The organism is Klebsiella sp. BIGb0138 (assembly GCF_004342285.1).
GTDB lineage: Bacteria > Pseudomonadota > Gammaproteobacteria > Enterobacterales > Enterobacteriaceae > Klebsiella.
Genome location: NZ_SMCV01000004.1, coordinates 150614 through 175464 on the forward strand (window position 1 = coordinate 150614; position 24851 = coordinate 175464).

The 24851-nt window shown below is 57.8% G+C and carries 26 protein-coding genes; 12 read left to right on the forward strand and 14 right to left on the reverse strand.

Annotated features, from left to right (window positions below; genetic code table 11):
• Positions 1-3: 3 nt before the first annotated feature.
• The 4 genes from EDF73_RS11460 (at position 4) to EDF73_RS11475 (ending at position 4260) form a co-directional block, all read left to right on the forward strand.
• Positions 4-963 (forward strand): aminoimidazole riboside kinase, encoded by a 960-nt coding sequence (locus EDF73_RS11460; protein ID WP_132729267.1) that lies wholly within the window; start codon positions 4-6, stop codon positions 961-963.
• 9 nt (positions 964-972) lie between these two features.
• A complete protein-coding gene (locus EDF73_RS11465; RefSeq protein ID WP_132729268.1) occupies positions 973-2013 on the forward strand; it encodes an ADP-ribosylglycohydrolase family protein in 1041 nt (346 codons plus the stop codon).
• 63 nt (positions 2014-2076) lie between these two features.
• Complete coding sequence (locus tag EDF73_RS11470) at positions 2077-2799, forward strand: GntR family transcriptional regulator (RefSeq protein WP_132729269.1); 723 nt, start codon at positions 2077-2079, stop codon at positions 2797-2799.
• Between the two features lie 156 nt (positions 2800-2955).
• Positions 2956-4260, forward strand: coding sequence for an SLC13 family permease (locus EDF73_RS11475; RefSeq protein WP_132729270.1), 1305 nt, complete (start codon positions 2956-2958; stop codon positions 4258-4260).
• A 116-nt stretch (positions 4261-4376) separates the two neighbouring features.
• Here the strand turns inward: EDF73_RS11475 and tpiA are convergent, their stop codons facing one another.
• Positions 4377-5144, reverse strand: coding sequence for a triose-phosphate isomerase (gene tpiA / locus EDF73_RS11480; protein ID WP_132729271.1), 768 nt, complete (start codon positions 5142-5144; stop codon positions 4377-4379).
• A 109-nt stretch (positions 5145-5253) separates the two neighbouring features.
• Positions 5254-5853, reverse strand: coding sequence for a DUF1454 family protein (locus EDF73_RS11485; RefSeq protein ID WP_132729272.1), 600 nt, complete (start codon positions 5851-5853; stop codon positions 5254-5256).
• 111 nt (positions 5854-5964) lie between these two features.
• Between EDF73_RS11485 and EDF73_RS11490 the strand changes: the two genes are divergently transcribed.
• Complete coding sequence (locus EDF73_RS11490) at positions 5965-6393, forward strand: DUF805 domain-containing protein (protein ID WP_132729273.1); 429 nt, start codon at positions 5965-5967, stop codon at positions 6391-6393.
• On the opposite strand, the gene fpr is transcribed toward EDF73_RS11490, so the two are convergent.
• From fpr to gmk, 7 genes are all read right to left on the reverse strand, one after another.
• Positions 6394-7140, reverse strand: a complete 747-nt coding sequence (gene fpr, locus EDF73_RS11495) for a ferredoxin--NADP(+) reductase (RefSeq protein ID WP_132729274.1) — start codon at positions 7138-7140, stop codon at positions 6394-6396. It lies immediately after the preceding gene.
• A 97-nt stretch (positions 7141-7237) separates the two neighbouring features.
• Positions 7238-8248: a class II fructose-bisphosphatase gene (glpX, locus tag EDF73_RS11500; RefSeq protein ID WP_132729275.1), complete on the reverse strand. Its 1011-nt coding sequence runs from the start codon at positions 8246-8248 to the stop codon at positions 7238-7240.
• Between the two features lie 53 nt (positions 8249-8301).
• Positions 8302-10383 (reverse strand): ATP-dependent DNA helicase RecG, encoded by a 2082-nt coding sequence (gene recG / locus EDF73_RS11505; protein WP_132729276.1) that lies wholly within the window; start codon positions 10381-10383, stop codon positions 8302-8304.
• Entirely contained in the window at positions 10384-11139 is a 756-nt protein-coding gene (trmH, locus tag EDF73_RS11510; RefSeq protein WP_132729277.1) for a tRNA (guanosine(18)-2'-O)-methyltransferase TrmH, read from the reverse strand.
• Between the two features lie 259 nt (positions 11140-11398).
• Positions 11399-13519 (reverse strand): bifunctional GTP diphosphokinase/guanosine-3',5'-bis pyrophosphate 3'-pyrophosphohydrolase, encoded by a 2121-nt coding sequence (gene spoT, locus EDF73_RS11515; protein ID WP_132729278.1) that lies wholly within the window; start codon positions 13517-13519, stop codon positions 11399-11401.
• Positions 13520-13537: 18 nt separating this feature from the next.
• Positions 13538-13813: a DNA-directed RNA polymerase subunit omega gene (gene rpoZ, locus EDF73_RS11520; protein ID WP_004868966.1), complete on the reverse strand. Its 276-nt coding sequence runs from the start codon at positions 13811-13813 to the stop codon at positions 13538-13540.
• Positions 13814-13867: 54 nt separating this feature from the next.
• Complete coding sequence (gmk, locus tag EDF73_RS11525) at positions 13868-14491, reverse strand: guanylate kinase (protein ID WP_132729479.1); 624 nt, start codon at positions 14489-14491, stop codon at positions 13868-13870.
• Between the two features lie 256 nt (positions 14492-14747).
• Here gmk and ligB point away from each other — a divergent pair, with 256 nt between their 5' ends.
• Positions 14748-16424 (forward strand): NAD-dependent DNA ligase LigB, encoded by a 1677-nt coding sequence (gene ligB / locus EDF73_RS11530; protein WP_132729279.1) that lies wholly within the window; start codon positions 14748-14750, stop codon positions 16422-16424.
• A gap of 5 nt (positions 16425-16429) precedes the next feature.
• On the opposite strand, the gene EDF73_RS11535 is transcribed toward ligB, so the two are convergent.
• The gene (locus EDF73_RS11535; protein WP_132729280.1) at positions 16430-17047 is read right to left on the reverse strand and encodes a trimeric intracellular cation channel family protein; all 618 of its coding nucleotides are present in this window, start codon (positions 17045-17047) and stop codon (positions 16430-16432) included.
• 206 nt (positions 17048-17253) lie between these two features.
• Positions 17254-18117 (reverse strand): YicC/YloC family endoribonuclease, encoded by an 864-nt coding sequence (locus tag EDF73_RS11540; RefSeq protein WP_132729281.1) that lies wholly within the window; start codon positions 18115-18117, stop codon positions 17254-17256.
• A 248-nt stretch (positions 18118-18365) separates the two neighbouring features.
• Between EDF73_RS11540 and rph the strand changes: the two genes are divergently transcribed.
• Complete coding sequence (gene rph / locus EDF73_RS11545) at positions 18366-19082, forward strand: ribonuclease PH (protein WP_032690259.1); 717 nt, start codon at positions 18366-18368, stop codon at positions 19080-19082.
• Positions 19083-19230: 148 nt separating this feature from the next.
• Positions 19231-19872: an orotate phosphoribosyltransferase gene (pyrE, locus tag EDF73_RS11550; RefSeq protein WP_132729282.1), complete on the forward strand. Its 642-nt coding sequence runs from the start codon at positions 19231-19233 to the stop codon at positions 19870-19872.
• 45 nt (positions 19873-19917) lie between these two features.
• Here the strand turns inward: pyrE and slmA are convergent, their stop codons facing one another.
• The 3 genes from slmA to coaBC all read right to left on the reverse strand — a co-directional run bounded on the left by slmA (position 19918) and on the right by coaBC (position 22287).
• Positions 19918-20514, reverse strand: a complete 597-nt coding sequence (gene slmA / locus EDF73_RS11555) for a nucleoid occlusion factor SlmA (RefSeq protein WP_132729283.1) — start codon at positions 20512-20514, stop codon at positions 19918-19920.
• A gap of 125 nt (positions 20515-20639) precedes the next feature.
• Entirely contained in the window at positions 20640-21098 is a 459-nt protein-coding gene (gene dut / locus EDF73_RS11560; protein WP_004868951.1) for a dUTP diphosphatase, read from the reverse strand.
• Positions 21076-22287: a bifunctional phosphopantothenoylcysteine decarboxylase/phosphopantothenate--cysteine ligase CoaBC gene (coaBC, locus tag EDF73_RS11565; protein WP_207896648.1), complete on the reverse strand. Its 1212-nt coding sequence runs from the start codon at positions 22285-22287 to the stop codon at positions 21076-21078. Before coaBC ends, dut begins: the two co-directional genes overlap by 23 nt.
• A gap of 174 nt (positions 22288-22461) precedes the next feature.
• Here coaBC and radC point away from each other — a divergent pair, with 174 nt between their 5' ends.
• From radC to mutM, 4 genes are all read left to right on the forward strand, one after another.
• The gene (radC, locus tag EDF73_RS11570; RefSeq protein ID WP_132729285.1) at positions 22462-23127 is read left to right on the forward strand and encodes a DNA repair protein RadC; all 666 of its coding nucleotides are present in this window, start codon (positions 22462-22464) and stop codon (positions 23125-23127) included.
• A 338-nt stretch (positions 23128-23465) separates the two neighbouring features.
• Positions 23466-23702: a 50S ribosomal protein L28 gene (gene rpmB, locus EDF73_RS11575; protein WP_002436699.1), complete on the forward strand. Its 237-nt coding sequence runs from the start codon at positions 23466-23468 to the stop codon at positions 23700-23702.
• A gap of 22 nt (positions 23703-23724) precedes the next feature.
• Positions 23725-23892 carry a 50S ribosomal protein L33 gene (rpmG, locus tag EDF73_RS11580; RefSeq protein ID WP_003024094.1) on the forward strand — a complete coding sequence of 56 codons (168 nt, stop codon included), beginning with the start codon at positions 23725-23727 and terminating at the stop codon, positions 23890-23892.
• A gap of 145 nt (positions 23893-24037) precedes the next feature.
• Complete coding sequence (mutM, locus tag EDF73_RS11585) at positions 24038-24847, forward strand: bifunctional DNA-formamidopyrimidine glycosylase/DNA-(apurinic or apyrimidinic site) lyase (protein WP_132729286.1); 810 nt, start codon at positions 24038-24040, stop codon at positions 24845-24847.
• The last annotated feature ends 4 nt before the right edge of the window (positions 24848-24851 follow it).

Sequence of the window (24851 nt, forward strand, 5' to 3'; positions counted from 1 at the left end):
AAAATGTGCGCCATGAACAAAGTTTGGGCGATCGGCGATGCGTCCGTGGACCTGGTGGCGGAAACGCCGGATAGCTACCTGAAATGTCCCGGCGGCGCATCGGCGAACGTTGGGGTCTGCGTGGCCAGGCTGGGAGGAGACTGCGGTTTTATCGGCTGTCTGGGGGACGATGAGGCCGGGCGTTTTTTGCGTCAGGTATTTCAGGATAACGGCGTCGATGTCTCCTTTTTGCGGCTGGATGCCGCGCTGACCAGCGCAGTGCTGATTGTTAACCTGACTGCTGAAGGGGAGCGCAGCTTTACCTATCTGGTGCATCCCGGCGCCGATACGTTTGTCTCGCCGCGGGACCTGCCGCAATTTCGCGCCCATGAGTGGTTTTACTTCAGTTCGATTGGCCTGACGGACAGCCCCGCTCGTGAAGCGTGCCTGGAGGGGGCCAGACGGATGCGCGAAGCCGGCGGATACGTCCTGTTTGATGTCAATTTACGTAGCAAGATGTGGCGGGATTCGGGCGAAATCCCGGGGCTTATCGCCCAATCCGCCGCCCTTGCGTCTATCTGCAAAGTCTCCGCCGATGAACTCTGCCAGCTGAGTGGAGCCCGTTGCTGGCAGGATGCCCGTTACTACCTGCGCGATCTGGGTTGTGCAACCACCATCATTTCATTGGGCGCGGATGGCGCGCTGTTGATCGATGCTCAAGGTGAACGCAGCTTCCCCGCGCCGAAAGTTGACGTCGTTGACACCACCGGGGCAGGCGACGCCTTTGTCGGCGGGCTGCTCTCCTCGCTCTCGCAAACCAACGTCTGGAACCATGCTCTGCTGGCAGAGGCCGTCAATCGTGCCAACGCCTGCGGCGCGATGGCGGTGACGGCGAAAGGGGCCATGACCGCCCTGCCGTTTTCCGACCAGTTACACACTTTTTTGGCCAGCCATACGCTGGCGCAAGCCATGACCGTGAAATAAGGAGTCATCATGTACATCGATCAACATAAAATACTGGGGTGTCTGGTTGGCGCCGCCGCCGCCGACGCGATGGGGGCGGCAACGGAAGTCCGTACCCAACAGCAAATCAAAGACTACTTTGGCGGATGGGTAACGACCTTTCAGAAACCCCCGGCCGATACCTTTGGTCGTTGCAACGAAGCGGGCATGTGTACCGATGATTTTATCCAGGCAAAGTACATCATGGATGCGCTGCTGCGCCACCAGCGTCAGGTGAGCGACGAGGCGATGCGTGAAGCCTTCCAGCGCTGGCTGGATTACCCTTTCTATGCCAATTTCACTGGCCCGACGACGCGTGCGGCGATGAAAGCGATATTTAACGATAATCGCGCATCGCTACAGGGCGAGCTGGAAGGCGAAAAACAGTCAGTACAGATTATCAACAAGGGCAATGCGGAGGCGACCAACGGCGCCGCGATGAAGATTTGGCCGGCGGCCGTGCTGCATCCCGGCGATATCGACGCGGCGATTGACTGCGCGCTGCAGATTTGCCGATTTACGCACAATAACGTGCTGGCGATGTCCGGCGCGGCGGCGATGGCGGCGGCGACCAGTGAAGCCTTAAAGATGCAGACCGATGCGGATAGCATTATTGCCGCGGGGGTTTATGGGGCGCAGAGAGGGCACCTGCTCGCCCGGGAGCGGGGGGCGATGATGGTCGCCGGCCCTTCCGTCGCACGGCGAATCGAACTGGCGGTTGATATCGGTAAGCGCCACCGTCACTGGGAAACCGCGATTGTGGAAATTGCGGATATTATTGGTTCCGGCCTGCACGTCAGCGAAGCCGTACCGGCGGCCTTTGGTCTGTTCGCGTGTTGTCCGGATTCTGCCGTAGATGCTATTATTTCCGCCGTTAATGTTGGCAACGATACCGATACCGTCGCGACCATGGTTGGGGCGATCTCCGGCGCATTCCATGGTGTAAACGCTTTTCCAGCCGATTATTTAACGACCGTGGATCGGATGAATCATTTCGATTTGGCAGAACTGGCCAGGCAAATCGCAGGGTAGCGTTTTTCACCCTGCCGGGGACGGCGAACCGTCCCCTGCTGGCGAAGACGTGAGGTGCGTAGTTTGCAGGTTGATAAAACGAGCTTTACTCCGCTTTATAAGCAATTGTTTTTTATCCTCTGTCAGCAGATCCAGAATGGCGCTTTGCCGGTGGGTAGCCAGCTGCCTACGCAAAAAGAGATTGCCAGGGCGTATAACGTTTCACTGATCGTGGTTAAGCAGGCCTGGAGTGAACTGATTAACGCGGGCATTATCTCATCGCAACGCGGTAGCGGCTCGATAGTGTGTACGGTGCCGGAGGGGGTCAACTATGGGCACACTTTTCGCGGCATCACCCGAGATTTGCAGGATGCCAGTATTGCGATTGAAAACCGGGTGCTGGAGATCGTTCCGCGCCGGGCGCGCGATGCGCATGCGGATGGGCTCAGCCTGCCGGCGCATCACCATTATCTGTACATTTCGCGTATTCGCTATCTGAACAACCGCCCTTTTAACCATGAGAAGATCTATCTCGACCTGAGTTTCTTCCCGGGCCTCGAATTAACGGCAGAAGCGCTGGCGCACACGTCGCTCTACTCCTTGCTGAACGTTACCAGCGACTCCGCGATTGAAAAAGTAGAGGCGGTTTTACCGTCTGCAGAACTGTGTGAGAAATTGCAGATTGCTGCCAACAAGCCGCTGCTCTCCGTCGCCAGACAGACTTTTCAGGCCGGGCGCGATATCCCGTTCGAGTATTGCCGTTACTACGTCCTGTCCGAGTATTTTGGCGAAATTCATTATCATTGACCTGGCGGCGTAGTGTGACGTTCGTCCGGATCGTCCGTCGGCCGGACAGTCTCACCGGTAGCGCGATCCGGAATACCTAAAAGACCTACCCTATCTGGCGTTTACCTGCCGGAACAACCGTCGTATTCTTGCTGAAAAAAACGACAGGAGACAGGTATGTCGCTCTGGCTTTCTCACCCTCTGTTCCTTCCCTCGCTGATTGTCGCAATCACTATTCTGCTATGGGCGACCTCGCTACTGCCGGAGTTTATGACGGCGCTGTTGTTTTTTGCCGCGGCGATGATGGCTAAAATCGCGCCGCCGGAGGTGATCTTTGGCGGTTTCGCCTCCTCGGCGTTCTGGCTGGTGTTCAGTGGTTTTGTCCTCGGTATTGCGATCCGCAAAACCGGACTGGCGGACAGAGCGGCGCGGGCGCTATCGGCCCGGCTGACGGACTCCTGGCCGCTGATGGTCGGCAGCGTCGTGCTGCTGAGCTATGCGCTGGCCTTCGTGATGCCGTCCAATATGGGGCGCATCGCGTTGTTGATGCCGATCGTGGCGGCGATGGCGAAACGGGCCGGTATCGAAGACGGCACGCGTTCCTGGTACGGGCTGGCGCTGGCGGTGGGTTTTGGTACCTTCCAGCTATCGGCGACTATTCTGCCGGCCAACGTCCCGAACCTGGTGATGAGCGGCGCGGCCGAAGGGTCGTACGGGATTCACCTCAACTATCTCCCCTATTTGCTGCTGCACACGCCGGTGCTGGGCTGGCTGAAGGGCGCGGTATTAATCGCGCTGATCTGCTGGCTGTTCCCGGGGAAACCCCATCCACCGCGCGATCTGACGCCGTTACCGCCGATGAGCTGGGATGAGAAGCGTCTGGCCTGGCTGCTGGCGGTCGTGCTGACTCTGTGGGTGAGCGAGAGCTGGCACGGCATTGGCCCCGCCTGGACGGGGCTGGCCGCGGCGGTGGTGACGCTGCTGCCGCGGGTCGGGTTTATCAGCGGGGAGGAGTTCTCCAGCGGGGTGAATATACGCACCTGCATTTACGTCGCCGGGATCCTTGGGCTGGCGATTACCGTCACCCAAACGGGGATCGGCGAAGTGGTCGGCAATGCGTTGCTGCAGGTCATGCCGCTTGATAAGGAGAGCCCATTCACCAGTTTCCTGGCGCTCACCGGTATTACCAGCGCCCTGAACTTTATTATGACCGCCAACGGCGTACCCGCGCTGTACACCACTTTTGCGCAGAGTTTTTCCGATGCAACCGGCTTCCCGCTGTTAAGCGTGATTATGATTCAGGTATTGGGCTACTCAACGCCGCTGCTGCCGTATCAGGCGTCGCCGATTGTGGTGGCGATGGCGCTGGGGAAAGTGCCTGCGCGGGCCGGGATGTTGCTGTGCATTGCGCTGGCGGCGGTCAGCTATCTGCTGCTGTTGCCGCTGGACTATATGTGGTATCAGGCGCTGGGGAAACTGTAGCGGAATAAGAAAACCCGGAGGCGGCGCTGGCGCGTCTCCTCCGGGCTATGCGTATTGCACTTTCCCGTCCCCCGGTAGGCGGAGCGCCGCCGGGGGGGGGGTGGGGCTATCGAACGTTACGCTTTTTTCGCCGCTTCGGCCGCTTTAACGATCACCGCGAAAGCGTCAGCTTTCAGGGATGCGCCGCCAACCAGCGCGCCGTCGATGTCCGGCTGGGTGAACAGCTCTGCGGCGTTGGAGGCGTTAACGGAGCCGCCGTACTGGATGATCACCTGCTCAGCCACTTTGGCGTCGGCTTTAGCGATGTGGTCACGGATGAATTTGTGTACAGCCTGAGCCTGAGCCGGGGTGGCGGATTTGCCGGTGCCAATTGCCCATACCGGTTCGTAAGCGATGACCACGCCTTCGAATGCCGCTGCGCCCTGGGTTTTCAGGACGGCGTCGATCTGACGTGCGCAAACTTCTTCCGTTTTGCCCGCTTCGTTTTCTGCTTCGGTTTCACCGATGCACAGAACCGGAATCAGACCCTGCTCTTTCAGGACGGCGAATTTCTTCGCGATGAGCTCGTCAGATTCTTTGTGGTAAGTACGACGCTCTGAGTGACCGATGATGATGTATTCAGCACCGACATCTTTCAGCATCTGAGCAGAGGTTTCACCGGTGAATGCGCCGGACAGGTTCAGGTCAACGTTCTGCGCGCCCAGGTGAATGTGGCTACCTTCCGCAGCATGCTTAGCCAGGTCGATGTACATTTCTGGCGGAGCGATTGCAACGGCACAGCCAGAAACGCCAGCCAGCTCGGTACGCAGGTTCGCAACCAGTTCGTTTACCATGTGGCGGCTGCCGTTCAGTTTCCAGTTACCCATCACTAAAGGATGTCGCATTTTAATTCTCCACGCTACTTAAGCGAATTAAGGAATATAGCCGCCCGTCAGGGCAGCATGGTCTGTCAAACAGTATAGAGATTCATCGTTGGAAAGGCTTTGCTTTTTGTCATTTATTATTGCTCTCCAGCGTTTCAGATAGCGCCAGCTTAATCGGTTCAACAGCGAAGGTCAGCCCCTTTTCGCCGTTGTCCGCGACGACATAACGGATTGCGCCTTCCGTTTCCGAGAAGTAGCGTTTGCCCTTTCCGGCGGCGAGCATTTTTTGCAGTTTTTGCTGGCTCTGCGCCGCGCTAAAGGTGGGGACGAACGCGCGTAATACGGCGCTCATATACTCCTGTGCTTTGTTCCTGGCCGCTTTCTGCTCTGGCCCCTGAATAGGCAGCCAGGTTATCTGCATCGATTTTATTTTGAGCGTGCCGCGCTCCAGCGCGGTGGAGGCGTAGAGGTTCTCATTAATTTTGCTTGCCGCGCGCGTCAGGTTCGCCCGATCGCGGCTGGAGGCGATCGCGCGAAATTCATTCAGCTGGAGCTTCGGATTATCGGCGTTGAATTTCTCGCGAAACTCGCTGATGGAGATGTCAAAGGTCGGCGCGCCTGCCAGCAGATAGGGGGCGGTCGCGGCGGAGTCAGGTTCGGCGGACAACGCCTTCGGGCCGACAGATAGCGCTGTCAGCCCAATCAAACATACCGTTGCCCACGTCTTCATGCCAATCTTCCTTTTTTTGCCTGCTGACGATTAAAACGGGAACCGTCGCGCTTGTCAAAAAGTGACGGCTCCAGGGTAAACTATCCGCATGATGATGCTAAGGAATAAAAGATGACCCTACAGCAGTGGATGTTCTCAATTAAAGGGCGTATCGGGCGCCGTGATTTCTGGATTTGGATCGGGATCTGGATCCTTGCCATGGGCGCGCTGTTTACCCTGGCCGGTACGAATTTGCTCAACGTGCAGACCGCCGCTTTTATTCTGGTATGCCTGCTGTGGCCGACGGCGGCGGTCACCGTCAAACGTCTGCACGACCGCGGCAGGTCGGGGCTATGGGCGCTGCTGATGATTCTGGCGTGGATGCTGCTGGCCGGGAACTGGTCAATACTGCCGGGGGTCTGGCAGTGGGGAGTCGGGCGCTTTGTGCCGACGCTGATTATCGTCATGATGCTCATCGACCTGGGCGCGTTTGTCGGCACCCGGGGCGAGAATAAATTTGGCAAAGAGACGCAGGATGTTCGCTGGAGGGCGGCCTCCTGATCACCAGTATTGTTCGGCCGTCATGTGGCCCGGCCGGCGGCGCAGATGTTTGGTCATCTGCCGGGTCTCTTTGAGCAGCTGCTGGGTATCGCGCACCATCTGCGGGTTACCGCAAAGCATCACGTGGCTATTGTCGGCGTTCATCGGCAGGCCAACCGCCTCTTCCAGCGCGCCGGTCTCGATCAGAAACGGAATCCGCCCGGTCAGCGAACCGGCGGCGGTTTCGCGGCTCACAACGGTCTGAATCCGCAGCTTTCCGCCATAGCGCTGTTCTAATTCGCGCATCAACGGCAGGTAGCTTAAATCGGCCTCATAGCGTGCGGCATGGACCAGCACCAGGTTCTTAAAGCGCGCAAGATCCTGACCTTCCTGGAGAATGGACAGATACGGGCCGAGCGCGGTGCCGGTGGCCAGCATCCACAGCGTTTCGCAATCCGGCACCTCTTCCAGCACGAAGAAGCCTGCGGCTTCGCTGACCAGCTGAACTTCATCCCCCGGCTTCAGCGCTGCCAGGCGCGGGCTGAGTTTACCTTCAGGGACGGTGACCAGATAGAACTCCAGGTCGGGATTACCGGGGGCGTTAACATAGGAATAGGCGCGCTGTACGCGTTCGCCGTCGATTTCCAGCCCGAGCTTGGTAAATTGCCCGGCGGTAAACGGATGCACAGGCGCGCGTACGTACAAGCTGAACAGCGCATCGGTCCAGAACTCTACTTTTGTTACTTTGCCGCTAACCCAGTCCGCCATATTCTTCTCCCGTTGCGCGAAACGTAGCCCTATCTTCGTTGCAGACGGCGAAGATTTCCAGCCCAACGGGGCTGGAAAGCTCTATTGATCAAATATTTCACAGAATGTGGCGTTGGATGTCCGGGTCTTTACGATCGAGATAATGAATGGACTGGATCCGGCGAATGGTGCGGGATTTCCCGCGGATTAGCAGCGTCTCGGTGGTGGCCATATTCCCTTTGCGGGTGATGCCATCCAGCAGATCGCCTTTGGTGATGCCGGTGGCGGAGAACACCACGTTATCACTGCGCGCCATCTCGTCCAGACGCAGGACTTTACCCGCTTCGATCCCCATCTCTTTGCAGCGTGCCAGTTCGTTCTCACCGATGCGACGGTTTTCGGCGCTATCGCCTTTGACAGCGTGACGGGCCAGCAGGCGGCCGTGCATATCGCCGTCCAGCGCCCGAATGACCGCCGCGGAGACGACGCCTTCCGGCGCGCCGCCGATACCGTACAGGACGTCGACTTCACTATCCGGCATACAGGTCAGGATCGACGCCGCCACGTCGCCGTCCGGAATGGCAAAGACGCGTACGCCTAGCTGCTGCAGATCGGCAATCACCGCATCATGGCGCGGCTTGGCCAGAATGGTCACGGTCAGCTCGGTCAGCGGTTTGTTCAACGCGTTGGCGATATTGCGCAGGTTTTCCGCCAGCGGCAGGTTGAGGTCAATGGCCTCTTTTGCCCCTGGGCCGACAATCAGTTTTTCCATGTACATATCCGGGGCGTTCAGGAAGCAACCTTTATCGCCCACCGCCATCACCGCCAGCGCATTGGCCTGGCCCATGGCGGTCATGCGCGTTCCTTCGATGGGATCAACGGCGATATCGACAGCGTCACCCATGCCGGTGCCTACCCTCTCACCAATATAGAGCATGGGCGCTTCGTCGATTTCACCTTCGCCAATGACGATGGTGCCGTCGATATTAATCAGGTTGAGCATAATACGCATGGCGTTGACCGCTGCGCCGTCGGCGGTATTCTTATCGCCACGGCCCAGCCATTTATAGCCCGCGAGGGCGGCCGCTTCGGTCACACGCGAAAATTCGATGGCCAGTTCTCGTTTCATAATCCACTCGTTGTGATGAAAAATTGCGCGCAGCGGGGGCGTTGCCGCTCTCCCTACGCGTTGGAATAGCGTTCGGTTTCCGGCATCCAGCGCTCAATGAGCGCCTGAGCCTGCTGAGGGTAGCGTTCATGAATATGGCGGGCGATGCGCTGAACGTCCGGGATCAGCGCCTGATCGCGCAGCAGGTCAGCGACTTTAAACTCGGCGCTACCGGTCTGCCGGGTACCGAGCAGCTCGCCGGGGCCGCGGATTTCCAGGTCTTTCTGGGCAATGACGAAACCATCATTGCTATCGCGCAGGACCTGCAGGCGTTTCTGCGCCGTCTTCGACAGCGGTGATTTATAGAGTAGCACGCAGTGGGAGGCCACCGCGCCGCGCCCGACGCGCCCTCTGAGCTGGTGCAGCTGCGCCAGTCCCAGACGTTCCGGATTTTCGATAATCATCAGGCTGGCGTTGGGAACATCCACCCCGACCTCGATCACCGTCGTCGCAATCAGCAGATGCAGTTCGCCCTGCTTAAAGGCCTGCATCACCGCCTGCTTATCTGCCGGTTTCATCCGGCCATGCACCAGGCCGATGTTTAGCTCCGGCAGTGCCAGCTTGAGTTCTTCCCACGTTGCTTCCGCCGCCTGTGCTTCCAGCAGGTCGGACTCTTCAATCAGCGTGCAGACCCAGTAGGCCTGGCGCCCTTCCTGAGTGCAGGCATGACGCACCCGATCGATAATATCGTGGCGCCGGGTATCGGGGATGGCGACCGTAGTGACCGGGGTACGGCCCGGCGGGAGCTCGTCGATAACCGACGTATCGAGGTCGGCGTAGGCGGTCATCGCCAGGGTTCGCGGAATCGGCGTGGCGGTCATAATCAACTGATGGGGATGGAAGCCCTGCTGCTGACCCTTTTCCCATAGCGCCAGCCGCTGATGAACGCCGAAGCGGTGCTGCTCATCGATAATGACCAGCGCCAGGCCGTTGAACTGCACCTGTTCCTGGAAAATGGCGTGGGTGCCGACGATCATCTGTACCTGACCGCTGGCGATCGCCTCCTGTTGGGCCTGCCGCGCTTTGCCTTTTTGTTTGCCCGCCAGCCAGCCGACTTCAATCCCCAACGGCGCGAACCAGTGGCGGAAGTTATTGGCATGCTGTTCCGCCAGCAGTTCAGTCGGCGCCATCAGCGCCACCTGTTTGCCGTGCGCTATCGCCCGTAGCGCGGCGAGGGCGGCAACCAGCGTCTTGCCGGAGCCGACGTCGCCCTGCACCAGGCGCATCATCGGCACATCGAGCGCCATATCGCGTTCAATCTCGGCGGTGACCCGCTGCTGAGCGCCGGTCGGTTGAAAGGGCAGGGAGGCCAGCAGCTGGTTTTTTAACGTCTCGTTAGCGCTGAGCGCCAGGGCGTGGTAGCGCTGGGCGCCCGCGCGGAGCGCCAGCATGCTTAGGTTATGCGCCAGCAGTTCTTCAAGAATTAAGCGTTGTTGCGCCGGATGTTTGCCGCTTTCGAGATCGCTAAGCTGCAGCGACGGCGGCGGGCGATGCAGGGTGCGCAGCGCCTCCGGCAGGCTCATCATCCCCTGCGCCAGTTCGGGTGGCAGCAGCTCGGCGATGGCGCAGGTGTCCAGTAGCTCCAGCGCCCGATCGGTCAGCTTACGCAGCGTCGCCTGCTTAATACCTTCGGTGGTCGGGTAGACCGGCGTCAGCGTCTCCTGCAGCTCAGGCGTACTCATATCGCCCTGTACGCGGTACTCCGGGTGAATCATCTCCGCGCCGTATTTGCCGCGTTTGGCTTCTCCGTAGGCCAGCACGCGCCGGCCGGTCGCCAGGCTGTTCTTCATGGCGGCGTTGAAGTTGAAAAAACGCATGGTGAGAATGCCGGAACCGTCGCTGATCTGACAGGTCATCATCCGGCGGCCGCCGAAGGTGATGTTGCTGCTGAGGACTTCGCCTTCTACCGTGGCGTAGACGCCCGGCAGCAGTTCGCCGATCTGATAAAGATGGGTACGGTCTTCGTAGCGTAACGGCAGGTGCAGCAGCAGATCCTGCACGGTATGCAGGCCGATTTTCGCCAGTTTGTTGCTTTGCGCCGCCCCTACGCCGGTTAGCGAGTTGAGCGGGACTGCATCTAACAGGCGGCCTGCCATTTACTCTTCATCCTGCAGGCTGCATCTTTGGCGACTCGCTCCTGCGCCGCCGCGGGCGGTGTGCTGCGCTGAGCCGGATGCCTGCATGGTTGCCCACCATGCGTCATCGGCTTCGACTTCGCCCTCGGCGTTCACGTACGGATAGGGCAGACCTTTTTGTTTTGCCACCCTCGCCAGCACCGGATAACCGCCTTCAAACAGCAGGCGCTGCTGTTCTTCTTTCGCCAGCATGCTGTTCTCGCGCGCATACATGCCGGCGTTTTGCCGCTGGCGCTGGGCTTCGTACAGAATCAGGGCGGAGGCGACGGAGACGTTGAGCGACTGCACCATGCCAATCATCGGAATGATGATGTCCTGGTCGGCCAGGGCTAAGGCTTGCGGGGTGATACCGGTTTTCTCCTGGCCCATCAGGATACAGGTGGGCCGGGTGTAGTCTATTTCCCGAAAATCGACGGCGTTATCTGAGAGGTGGGTCGCGAGGATTTGCATGCCCTGGCCCTTTAAATGGCCGACGGCGTCGTCAATCGAGCGGTGTGTTTTGACCTGTACCCAGCTGTTGCTGCCGGCGGCGGAGGCCATAGTGCGCATGCGGCTGCTGGGCCAGATGGCGTGCACTTCATGCACGCCAACGGCGTCTGCGGTACGAATAACCGCAGAGACGTTATGAGGTTTATGGACCTGCTCCATGCAGACCGTCAGATCAGGCTGACGCCTGGCGAGCATCTCACAGATACGCGCATAACGCTGTGGGTTCATAACCACTTCATCCTTCAAATTGCCTCGGCGTTGGCTTCTGGTTACTCGGCCGATCCATGAGCCTTACCCTTACGGGCCACCGCTCCGCGGTGTTCAAATCTGTACCTGACAGATTTGTCACTCACCCCGGTCACGTCCTTCTGTGTGCGCCAGGGGAGGCATTCGCTTGCCGCGCCTCGCCGCTTCGCGGCCAGCGTACACGCTGTTCAGCACGCTAAATGCATTTTGCGCTGCAACCCGAATGCTTTGGCCTATAAAACTAGTTTCGGTTACGGGTGACTTTTATCACATCCGGCATGACGCGAATTTTGCGCATAATATTCGCCAGATGCACGCGGTCGCGCGCCGTGAGGCGGATAAAGGCACTGTAGACGCGGCCATCTTTCTCTTCGGTATTCAGGCTCTGAATATTAGAAGAGGCGGTGTTAATGGCTGCCGTAAGATTCGCCAGCGCACCCTGGTGGTTAAACATATCCACCTTAATTTCGGTGATAAACTCCTGGGCGGTCTCTTTATCCCACTCGACGGCCATGAACTTCTCTGGCTCTTTCTGATAGCCACGGATGTTACGGCAGGACTCATGGTGAATAACCAGGCCTTTTCCGGGGCTGACGTGGGCAATAATCGGATCGCCAGGTATCGGGCGGCAGCACTTGGCAAAGGTAATCAGCACGCCGTCGGCGCCTTTAATCGGCAGATGACCGTGGCCTGAAGATGCGCCTTGCGCCGGTGCGGTGACGGTTTCACCTTGCTGCAGGTTTTTCGCTACCACCACGCTCATCGCGTTACCGAGGCCGATTTCCGCCAGCAGATCGTCAAGGCTGGCCAGCTTCATGCGTTCGAGTTCGCGCTGAATGCTTTCCGGCGGGATTTCCGCCAGTTTGCGGCTGCCCCCCAGAGCATGGTTGAGCAGACGGCGACCCAGGCTGACGGAGTCATCGCGCTTAAGGTTTTTCAGCAGCTGGCGGATTTTGGCGCGCGCTTTCGAGCTGACGACAAAGTTCAGCCATGCGGCATTCGGCCGGGCGCCCGGCGCGGTAATAATCTCCACCGTCTGGCCGCTGGACAGCGACTGCGACAGGGGATACGGCTGGCGATCGACGCGGGCGCCCACGCAGGCATGGCCGATATCGGTATGCACCGCATAGGCGAAATCCACCGGCGTCGCGCCGGCAGGCAGTTCGACAATGCGCCCTTCCGGGGTGAAAACGTAAATCTCATCCGGGAACAGATCGGATTTCACGCTCTCGATAAATTCAAACGAGCTACCTGCGCTTTGCTGCAGTTCCAGCAGGCTCTGCATCCAGCGCTGGGCGCGGATTTGCGCCGTGGTGCTGCTCTCACCGCCGTGCTCTTTATAAGCCCAGTGCGCCGCAACCCCCATTTCCGCCATCTGGTCCATGTCTTCGGTACGAATCTGTACCTCAACCGGGACGCCGTGCGGGCCGATCATCGAGGTGTGCAAAGATTGATAGCCGTTCGCTTTCGGAATGGCGATGTAATCTTTCATCCGGCCAGGGCGCGGCTTGTAAAGGCTGTGCATCTGGCCAAGCACGCGATAGCAGGTATCGGCATCATGGACAATTACGCGGAACGCGTAGATGTCCATAATCGAGTGAAAACGCTGCTCTTTCAGCACCATCTTGCAGTAGATGGAGTACAAATGCTTCTCGCGACCGCTGACGCGACAGGGGATTCCCGCTTCCTGTAAACGCCCTTCAATTTCGGAGAGGATCTTTTGAATCATCTCTTTACGGTTGCCGCGCGCCGCTTTCACCACTTCTTTGATGACGCGATAACGGTTGGGATACAGCGCCTCAAAACCCAGCTCTTCCAGCTCGGTTTTGATGTGGTGGATACCTAAACGGTGGGCCAGCGGGCTGTAAATCTCCAGCGTTTCGCGGGCGATGCGGCGGCGCTTGTCCGGGCGTAGCGAGCCCAGCGTGCGCATGTTGTGCGTGCGGTCGGCAAGTTTAATGAGGATGACGCGGATATCCTGCACCATCGCCATAATCATTTTGCGGAAGTTTTCGGCCTGCGCCTCTTTCTTATCGCGGAACTTGAGCTTATCAAGTTTTGACACCCCCTCTACCAGCTCGGCAACGCTTTTGCCAAAGAGCTGCTCCATGTCCTGGTAGGTGGCGGGGGTATCTTCAATCACGTCGTGCAGCAGCGCAGCCATGAGCGTTTCATAGTCGAGCTTCATCTCGGCCAGAATGCAGGCAACCGCCACCGGATGCGTGATATAGGGTTCGCCGCTTGAACGTGCCTGGCCCTCGTGAGCGTCACGTGCAACGAGATATGCCTGCCGAAGACGCTTGATTTGCTCTTCCGGCAGGTAATTTTGAATCAGCTGATTCAGGCTTTCAAACAGATACAAGGGCAACCCGCTGCGTTATTAACGACGACCTTCAGCAATAGCGGTAACGGCCTGTAATTCAGCGGCTTCCTGCTCTTGCTGTTCCTGACGATCGCGGACGTCGAGGATCTGGTTGTTGATCAGACCTTCTTCGATTTCGCGCAGTGCGATAACGGTTGTTTTATCGTTTTCTTCCGGTACCAGCGGATCTTTTCCGCCTACCTGCATCTGACGAGCGCGACGCGCGGCGACCAGTACCAGGTCAAAACGGTTACCAATTTTCTCTACAGCGTCCTGAACAGTTACGCGTGCCATACTTAAAATGCTCCACAGGTGAAGAAATGACTGGGCATGATACTGAATGTGGGTTCAGTCTGCCAACAGTTTGGTGATTAAAGCGCCATGTCGCTGCTTTTGGCGGCTCATGCGCAGACGTTCGGCGCGAATAATGTTTTTCAGATCGCTCAGCGCGGTATCAAAATCATCATTCACAATCAGGTAATCATACTCCGCGTAATGGCTCATTTCTGCAACAGCCTGCGCCATACGTTTTGCGATCACCTCTTCGCTGTCCTGGCCGCGGCCACGCAGGCGACGGTCAAGCTCATCTTTGGACGGTGGCAGAATAAAGATGCTGCGCGCGCCCGGCATTTTTTGACGGATTTGCTGAGCGCCCTGCCAGTCGATATCAAGGAACACATCGACGCCGGTTGCCAGTACCTGCTCGATGGTTTCGCGCGCGGTGCCGTAATAGTTGCCAAAAACTTCTGCGTGCTCAAGAAAGGCGTCTTTGCTAATCATCGCTCTGAAATCGTCGTGATCCACAAAGAAATAATGTTCACCGTGCACTTCACCCGGACGCGGCGCGCGCGTGGTATGTGAAACAGAGACCTGGGTGTCGTACAGCGGTTGGGTTTTCAATAAAGCCTGAATCAGGCTGGATTTACCCGCGCCACTCGGGGCGGAAACAATATAAAGCGTGCCTTGAGCCATGAGAGTCTTTTGTATGTGATTGTCGAAAGAGATACTACATACGAGCCTATTATACACGGCGCCGCGCCGTGACGCAGTCCCTGTCACACTTTTTGCTTCTGTTTCTTTCATTTTACCTGCCGTTTCCCTGATTTCGCCGGGTCTTGCCGCGCTTGCGTACAAAGCCTGGAAGGCCGCTCGCAGCGTGATCAATTGCCTGTCGTCGCACCAACTCTTTGATCACAGAATGGCTGTCGGCAAAACAGGAGGCGGCATCATGCAGAAATGGATCTGGGGAATTGGCGTGGGGATAGCGGCAGGATACGGGCAGGCGGCCTGCCCTGAATGGCCGCCGGCGCAGGCCGCCCGGGAAATGGGGCGGCTGAGCCAGCAGATGACGGACTGGAAAAATGCCTACTGGCGACAGGGAAGTAGCGACGTCAGCGATGAAGTGTATGACCAGCTAGCCGGACGATTAACGCAGTGGCAGCGCTGCTTTGCGATCGAACCGACCCCTGACGACGATTTGCCGCCGCCGGCCGGAGAGGCCAGGCATCCGGTTGCCCACACCGGCGTACGTAAACTGGAAGATAGGGCCGCCGTCGCGCGCTGGATGCGCGATAAAACGGATCTTTGGGTGCAGCCGAAGGTCGACGGAGTGGCCGTGACCCTGGTTTACCGTGACGGACGGCTGGCGCAGGCCATCAGCAGAGGGGACGGGCATACCGGGGAAGAGTGGACGGCAAAGGTGCGCCAGATCCCTGCGGTTCCCGCGGTGACGGAAGGCGAGCTGGCGAACAGCGTACTGCAGGGCGAAATTTTTCTGCAACGCCCCGGGCATGTGCAGAAGCGGATGGGGGGAATGAATGCGCGGTCGAAAGTCGCCGGCACGCTGATGCGCCTGGATACACCCGCGCGGCTTGCTGAGCTGGGTATTTTTATCTGGGCGTGGCCAGACGGCCCGCAGGAGATGCGCCGGCGCCTGGCCCTGCTGCAGAAAGGGGGATTTCTCCCTGGGGAGAATTTCTCGCAGCCGGTGGCTAACGTAGAACAGGTTGCGCAGTGGCGCGCGCGTTGGTTGACCTCAGCCCTGCCTTTCGTGACCGACGGCGTGGTGGTGCGTCGCGGTCAGGAGCCTGCCGGGCGATTCTGGTCGCCGGGGCAGGGAGAGTGGCTGGCGGCATGGAAATATCCGCCGGCGTCACGGGTTATGGAAGTGCGCGGCATTCACTTTCGCGTCGGGCGCAGCGGTAACATTGCCGTCGTGGCGCAGCTGGAACCCCAGTACATCGACGACAAACGGGTGAGGCGGGTGAGTATCGGGTCGGTTTCCCGCTGGCAGCGTCTGGATATTGGCCTCGGCGACCAGCTGCAAATTAGCCTGGCGGGCCAGGGGATTCCGCGTGTCGATGGCGTCGTGTGGCGGACGGCGCAACGTAATAAACCCCGGTCGCCAGCGTCCCGTTTTACCCCTTTAACCTGCTATTTTGCGACGCCTGAATGCGCTGAGCAGTTTCTCTCGCGGCTGGTCTGGCTGTCGGCAAAGCCGATCCTGAATCTTGATGGCGTTGGCGAGTCGTTGTGGCGCACCATACACCACGCCCGCCCGATGGCGCATCTTTTTGCCTGGCTGGCGTTAACGCCTCAGCAGCTGCAGGCGATTCCGGGGATTTCGGCCGGGCGCGGGCAACGGCTCTGGCATCAGTTTAACCTCGCTCGCCAGCAGCCTTTTCTGCGCTGGATACAGGCGCTCGGAGTTCCGCTCCCTCAGCCGGCGCTGACGGCGCTGACGGGGGAAAGCTGGCAGCGGCTGCAGGCACGCAGTGAGGAACAGTGGCGGCGTCTGCCGGGCGTGGGTACGCAGAGGGCGCGCCAGCTGGTGGCCTTTCTTCAGCACCCGGATGTTGCCGCGCTGGCGCAATGGCTCAGCGGGCAACGTATCCCCGGGTTTTGACAGGCTCAGTGGGCGTTATGCTTGTAGTGGAAAACGGGCAGCCCCAGCTTCCAACGCAGCGCCAGCATACGGGCGGTGAAGCCAAATAGCAGAGTTGAGATGACGACCACATCGTGGCTGCTGACATAATGCTGCAGGGCGATATAGAGGATGGCGGCGGCAAAAGAGATGCCGGCATACAGCTCTTTCTGGAAGACCAGCGGAATGCGCTTGCAGAACATATCGCGCAGCACGCCGCCGAATACGCCGGTTACCACCGCGGCAATGGAGGCGATCACCGGTCCTTCTCCCATATCCAGCGCGATTTGCGCGCCGATAATTGAGAACACCACCAGGCCCAGGGCATCCAGCATCAGAAACAGGCGGCGCAGGTGGGGCATGACCGGGGCGGCAATGGTGGTCAATACCGCGGCGACGGCGACAATAATGACGTATTCCGGGTTCTTTACCCATCCCAGCGGGTAGTGCCCCAGCAGGATATCCCGCACCGAGCCGCCGCCCAGCGCGGTGGCGGTGGCGATGATGATGACGCCAAAGGTGTCCATACGGCGGCGCCCGGCGGCCAGAGCGCCGGTCATGGCTTCCGCGGTAATACCGATTAAATAAAGAATATGTAGCAGCATAGATCCCCCAGAACGATGGCAGGAAGATTAGCGATTTGTGCGGAAGATCACGATTGAGATTTTCTAAGGCGAATGCGTTTTCCCAGGATAAACTAATGCATGATGTGCTATTTGGCTAGTTGTGCTGGGGAAGGCTGCGTAAGGCGCAACAAAAATGGATAAGAAAAAGTAATGCTGGCTCCCAGGGAGGAGCCAGCGAAGGAATTTTACTCGATATTCTGGATCTGTTCACGCATCTGCTCGATCAGCACTTTCAGCTCGATGGCGGAATTGGTTACTTCCGCATTGATCGATTTTGACGCCAGCGTGTTCGACTCGCGATTAAACTCCTGCATCATAAAGTCGAGGCGACGGCCGACGGCCTCTTTCTTCTTGAGGATGTTCCAGGTCTCTTTTACGTGCGCTTCCAGGCGATCCAGCTCTTCGGCAACGTCGATGCGCTGTGCCATCAGCACCAGTTCTTGCTCAAGACGATTGTTTTCCAGCTGTACTTCCGCATCTTCCAGCCTGGAAACCAGGCGGTCGCGCTGCCACTGCAGGATTTCCGGCATGTGGGCGCGGACCTTAGCGACTTCGGCGGTAACGCCGTCCAGACGCTGTTCGATAAGCGCTTTCAGCGCCTGGCCTTCGGTCTCACGGGCCACGATAAAGTCATCCAGCGCGCCGTTCAGGGCGGAGAGAATATCGGCGGCAATCGCATCGAGATCCTGTTCCTGAGCCGCCATGACGCCGGGCCAGCGCAGGATATCAACCGGGTTGATTTCGCCTTCGTCGCTTTGCATTTTGACCCAGTTGGCGGCATTGACCAGCTGTCTGGCGAGGTTTTCGTTGAGAATCAGTTCGCCCTGGGAGCTGGGATCCTGTTCAAAACGTAAGGTACATTCGACTTTACCGCGGGTCAGACGTGAACGAATACGCTCACGCACCACGGGCTCCAGGCTACGGAACTGCTCCGGCAGACGGAAATACGTTTCCAGATATCGTTGGTTTACCGAGCGCAGTTCCCACGCGGCGCTGCCCCATTCACCCTTGATTTCACGCCGGGCATAGGCGGTCATACTGCGGATCATAGACGTTCCTGTTTTTAAAGGAGAGTGGGGTGGATTATAGCTTTCAGGGCCCTATCAGGATAGGAATAAGCGCGCATTATCCGTTTATACTCACTATCCTGCAGGTCGCTTTTTTGTTGGCGGCACCCTCATACTCCGGTCGCCGGGCTATTGATACATCCCTGGATTTGCGGCTTGTCATCGCGATGCATCCAGAATGATTTTGTGTATAATGCGCGCCACATTCGTTTCAAGCCGGAGAGATCATTATGCGTCCAGCAGGTCGTAGCGCTAATCAGGTGCGTCCCGTCACCCTGACCCGTAACTATACAATACACGCAGAAGGTTCCGTGCTGGTCGAATTTGGTGACACCAAAGTGCTGTGCACCGCGTCGATCGACGAAGGCGTGCCGCGCTTCCTGAAAGGCCAGGGGCAGGGGTGGATCACCGCAGAATATGGCATGCTGCCGCGTGCGACGCATACCCGTAACGCGCGTGAAGCCGCGAAAGGCAAGCAGGGCGGCCGTACCATGGAAATCCAGCGTCTGATCGCACGCGCGCTGCGCGCCGCGGTAGACCTGAAAGCGCTTGGCGAATTCACGATTACCCTTGATTGCGACGTTCTGCAGGCAGACGGCGGCACCCGTACCGCATCGATCACCGGCGCCTGCGTGGCGCTGGCCGATGCGCTAAATAAGCTGGTGGCGGCGGGTAAACTGAAAACCAACCCGATGAAAGGGATGGTGGCTGCGGTTTCTGTCGGTATTGTCAATGGCGAAGCGCTTTGCGATCTGGAATATGTCGAAGACTCGGCAGCGGAAACCGATATGAACGTAGTGATGACCGAAGATGGTCGCATCATTGAGGTGCAGGGCACGGCGGAAGGCGAGCCGTTTACCCATGAAGAACTCCTCACCCTGCTGGCGCTGGCCCGAGGGGGTATCGAATCCATTGTCGCGACGCAGAAAGCGGCGTTAGAGAATTAATTTTAAGGGCGACTGAAGAGTCGCCCTTTTTTTTACGTTTTATTCCTCATACCGTCTGATATGCCAGAGTCGCAAGCCGCCTGGCCGAGGCGGTGTGAATGAGTTGGCGTAAACCTAAATGATGAAAAGTAAGATGAGGAGCGAATCCATGAAACCGTATCAGCGCCAGTTTATTGAGTTTGCGCTTAACAAGCAGGTGCTTAAGTTTGGCGAATTTACGCTGAAATCCGGGCGCAAGAGCCCCTATTTCTTCAACGCCGGCCTGTTTAACACCGGGCGCGATCTGGCACTGTTAGGTCGTTTCTACGCCGAGGCGCTGGTCGACTCCGGGATTGATTTCGATCTGCTGTTCGGCCCGGCCTATAAAGGGATTCCCATCGCCACCACCACGGCGGTCGCGCTGGCTGAACACCACGACCGGGATTTGCCGTACTGCTTTAACCGCAAAGAAGCCAAAACCCATGGTGAAGGCGGTAACCTGGTGGGTAGCGCTCTGCAGGGCCGTGTGATGCTGGTCGATGATGTGATTACCGCAGGCACCGCGATTCGCGAATCGATGGAAATCATCCAGGCGCACGGCGCCGAACTGGCCGGGGTGCTGATCTCGCTGGACCGTCAGGAACGCGGCCGGGGTGAGATCTCCGCGATTCAGGAAGTTGAGCGCGATTATGGTTGCAAGGTGATCTCCATCGTAACCCTGAAAGATCTGATTACCTATCTGGAAGAGAAGCCGGAGATGGCTGACCATCTGGCGACGGTACGCGCCTACCGGGAAGAGTTTGGCGTATAAATCAAAAAAGCCCGGAGGTATCGTACCTTCCGGGCTTTCAATGCGTTATTGCAGCTGCGCGGCGACCAGCGGCCAGCGAGCGTCAAAATCATCCGTCGGACGATATTTAAACTCACTGCGTACAAAGCGCGACAACATGCCTTCGCAGAAGGCCAACAGCTGGCTGGCCAGCAGCGACTCATCGATGGTGTAGCCTTCCCCTTCACGCATTTTTTTCTCACGCATGACCTGACGCAGCTGTACCTCGATACGTTCAAACAGCTGGTTAATCCGCCCCTGTAGACGGTCCTGTTCGAACATCAGCGCATGGCCGGTCAGAATGCGCGTCAGCCCAGGATTACGCTCACCAAAGCCCAGAATCAGCAGCACAATCAGACGCAGGCGCGCTGAAGTGTCTTTTTCATCTTTTAAAATCAAATTGATGCGCGTAATCAGACTGTCTTCGATAAACTCGATCAGGCTATCAAACATGCGGGTTTTGCTGGGAAAATGACGGTACAGCGCCGCTTCAGACACGCCGACGGACGCCGCCAGTTTCGCCGTGGTAATGCGTTGACTACCATCGCTGGATTCAAGCATCAGGGCCAGAGACTGAAGTATTTCTTCGCGACGATTCCTTTTCGCAGTTTGTTTTTCTGCCATGTTTTAAAATACCCCTGAAAATAAGCACTTGTCAGGCAGGCATCCACAAAGTGACCGCAAACGGTCGTTTGCGGTGATGTTATTGCATTATTGCACTTTGAGATGCGGGTTTTGTGTGGTCGGGCTTATGCGCGCCCTGAGTGACCAAAGCCACCTTCGCCACGTTCGGTGGCGTCAAAATCTTCCACCAGGTTAAATTCCGCCTGGACGACGGGTACAAATACCATTTGAGCGATACGCTCGCCGGGTTCAATCGTAAAGCTCTGCTGACCGCGGTTCCACACGGAAACCATCAGCTGTCCCTGATAGTCGGAGTCGATCAGCCCGACCAGGTTGCCCAGCACCACGCCGTGCTTATGGCCTAGCCCGGAGCGCGGCAGAATCACCGCCGCCAGAGACGGATCGGCGATATGAATAGCCAGACCGGTTGGCAACAGCGTCGTTGCCCCCGGCGCCAGCTCTACGGCGTCGTCGAGACAGGCTCGCAGGTCAAGTCCGGCGGAACCGGAGGTGGCATAGGTCGGTAGCGGGAATTGCTGACCGACACGCGGGTCCAGAATCTTAACGTCGATTTTTTTCATCATAACGGGTAACGATCTCGTCGAGTAATAATTGGCCCAGGAGTTCCTTGCGCTCGAGTGGTAAGCGTTTATCTCCATCCTGCCAGAAAAGGTGTAATGCGTTGCTGTCGCTGTTAAATCCTTGATCAGGCTGCGAAACGTCGTTAGCGCAAATCAGGTCGAGATTTTTGCGAGCGCGTTTTTGCCTCGCGTATTCTTCCACATTATTCGTTTCGGCGGCAAACCCAACGACAAAAGGTCGATTGACCGCGAGGGCCGCCACCCCGGCAACAACATCCGGGTTTTTGACCATTTTTATTGTTAATTCATCACCTTGCTTTTTGATCTTTTCCTCAGCAATGGTGACGGCGCGATAGTCGGCGACGGCGGCACAGCCAATAAAAATATGCTGCTGTTGCGCACCTTTCTGGACTGCGGCTTCCATTTCCAGCGCGGTGGTGACATCGACTCGCTGTACCAGCGGCGGCGTCGGTAAAGAGACCGGGCCGCTCACCAACGTCACGTTCGCCCCACGGCTCGCGGCGGCGGCGGCAATCGCGAAGCCCATTTTACCGGAACTGTGGTTGGTGATATAGCGCACCGGATCCAGCGGCTCCCGGGTCGGGCCCGCGGTAATCATGATGTTGAGATGTTGCAAATCTTTGACAGGCGAAAAATGCGCGGCCGCCAGATCGACAATCGTCAGCGGGTCCAGCATACGGCCCGGTCCGATATCGCCACAGGCCTGGCTACCGCTGTCCGGACCCCAGAGCAGCAAGCCGCGCGAGGCCAGGACCTCAAGGTTATGCTGCGTGGCGGCGGCGCGGTACATCTGCTGATTCATCGCGGGTACGACGGCTACCGGAGAGGGGGTTGCAAGGCAGATAGTGGAGACCAGGTCGTTGGCCATGCCGACCGCGACGCGGGCGATCAGGTCGGCGGTTGCCGGGGCCAGGATAACCAGGTCCGCCCATTTACCCAGCTCAATGTGGCCCATCGCGGCCTCAGCCGCCGGGTCGAGCAGACTATCGGATACCGGATAACCGGACACCGCCTGCAGGCTCAGCGGCGTAATGAAGGCTTTGGCGGCTTCCGTCATGGCGACGCGGACATCCGCGCCGCGGTCACGCAGGCGGCGCACCAGTTCCGGCGTTTTGTAGGCAGCAATGCCGCCGCTCACGCCCAGAACGATCTTTTTACCAGCCAGACTCATCATGATTTTTCCTGTCGCAATACACCAGAATCCGCGCATCTTACCACAATCCCGGCGTCGTCGCGTGGCTGCCAGGAATTCACTTTGCGAGGTGCTACGCAAGGATAAAACACGGACGTCGGCAGCGCCGGCAGGCTATGCCAGGATAGGCCGTAGTGGAAAGGAGGCGCGGTTATGGATGCACTGGAATCCCTGATGCCAAGGGAAAAAATGCAGCTCTACGGCATTGAAGTTCTGACGGATGTTGAACTGCTGGCGCTGTTTCTCCGAACCGGAACGCGGCAGAAAGACGTGATGACTTTTTCGCATGACCTGTTACAACGTTTTGGCTCGCTGTATGGTCTGCTCTCGGCGGATAAAGCGCAGTTCGATGAGGTTGACGGGATTGGCCTGGCGAAATATGCCCAGCTGAAGGGGATCGCTGAGCTGGCGCGGCGTTATTTTAGCCTGCGGCTGGTCGAAGAGCCCTCTCTGGTGACGCCGTTGATGACGCGGGAGTTTTTACAAAGCCAGCTCGCGGATGAAGAGCGGGAGATCTTTATCGTGATCTTTTTAGATAACCAGAACCGGGTATTGAAACATAGCCGGCTTTTTTCTGGTACTCTTAGCCACGTAGAGGTGCATCCGCGAGAAATTGTACGCGAAGCCATCAAAGTGAACGCCGCTGCGGTGATCCTTGCGCATAATCATCCATCCGGTTGTCCTGAGCCGAGTAAGGCTGACAGGTTGATGACCGAAAGAGTGATAAAGTGTTGTGGTTTCATGGAGATACGAGTGCTCGATCATCTTGTAATCGGCCGCGGTGCGTACGTATCTTTTGCCGAACGCGGCTGGATTTAGCCCCGATCACGCGATCCAGCGGGATCTTTGTCTGTTCGGGACTTGAGCACATCGCCGAGTCAGCGTATACTACGCCACCTTTGAGAATCTCGGGTTTGGCATTTGGGCCTGGCAATCGAGAGTTCACTTAGACACCCAATCATTCACGTTGCATCAAGGCGGCAAGAGAGTGAATCCCTGGGAACGTACATAATACGTGACCTGGGTGAGCGAGCGCAGCCAACACAGAGGCAGCTTGAAGGATGAGGTGTAGAACTGCGATGACCGGGCTGTAAAGCCTGACGAGGCGCCGATACCCCATACGAAGCTCGAGCTAATTTGATTTTTGGAGAATAGACATGTCCCGAGTCTGCCAAGTTACTGGCAAGCGTCCGGTGACCGGTAACAACCGTTCCCACGCACTGAACGCGACTAAACGCCGTTTCCTGCCGAACCTGCACTCTCACCGTTTCTGGGTTGAGAGCGAGAAGCGTTTTGTCACCCTGCGTGTATCTGCAAAAGGTATGCGTGTAATTGATAAGAAAGGCATCGATACAGTTCTGTCCGAACTGCGTGCCCGTGGCGAAAAGTACTAAGTACTTAAAGAGGAAATAAATCATGGCTAAAGGTATTCGTGAGAAGATCAAGCTGGTTTCTTCTGCTGGTACAGGTCACTTCTACACCACCACGAAGAACAAACGTACTAAGCCGGAAAAACTGGAACTGAAAAAATTCGATCCAGTTGTCCGTCAGCACGTTTTATACAAAGAAGCTAAAATCAAATAATTTTAGTCTCCTTGTAAAGAAAACCCCGCTCCGGCGGGGTTTTTTGTTTTTGTCTGGCGAAAAAGGCCGGATATACCCGCCGGGAAAGTGCTTCCCTACCGCCTGTCGCTGAATCACAATACTCTGGGTTAACGGAGGAAAACGAATGCCTGAATTACCTGAGGTAGAAACCAGTCGTCGCGGTATTGAACCGCATCTGGTGGGGGCGACCATTCTGCACGCTGTTATTCGTAACGGGCGTCTGCGCTGGCCGGTCAGTGAAGAAATCTATCGCCTGAGTGACGTTCCGGTGCTTAGCGTCCAGCGGCGTGCCAAATATCTGCTTCTGGAACTGCCGGGCGGCTGGATTATTATCCATCTGGGAATGTCCGGGAGTCTGCGGATCCTGATAGACGAGATACCTGCGGAGAAGCATGACCACGTTGACCTGGTGATGAGCAACGGCAACGTGCTGCGTTACACCGACCCGCGTCGCTTTGGCGCCTGGCTATGGACTAAAGAGCTGGCAGGGCACCCTGCGCTGGCGCACCTTGGGCCAGAGCCGCTGAGCGATGATTTTAACGCGGAGTATCTCCAGCACCGCTGTGCGAAAAAGAAAACGGCGATTAAGCCGTGGCTGATGGATAACAAGCTGGTGGTAGGCGTCGGGAATATCTATGCCAGCGAGTCGCTGTTTGCGGCCGGGATCCATCCCGATCGACTGGCGTCGTCGTTATCACCTGAAGAGTGTCGACGGCTGGTCACGGTGATTAAAGCGGTGCTGCTACGCTCGATTGAGCAGGGCGGAACAACGCTGAAGGATTTCCTGCAAAGCGACGGTAAGCCGGGCTATTTTGCTCAGGAGCTGCAGGTCTATGGACGCAAAGGCGAGCCCTGTCGCGTGTGCGGAACGCCGATCGTTGCCAGTAAGCATGCGCAGCGGGCGACATTTTATTGCCGCCAGTGTCAGAAGTAAGCGC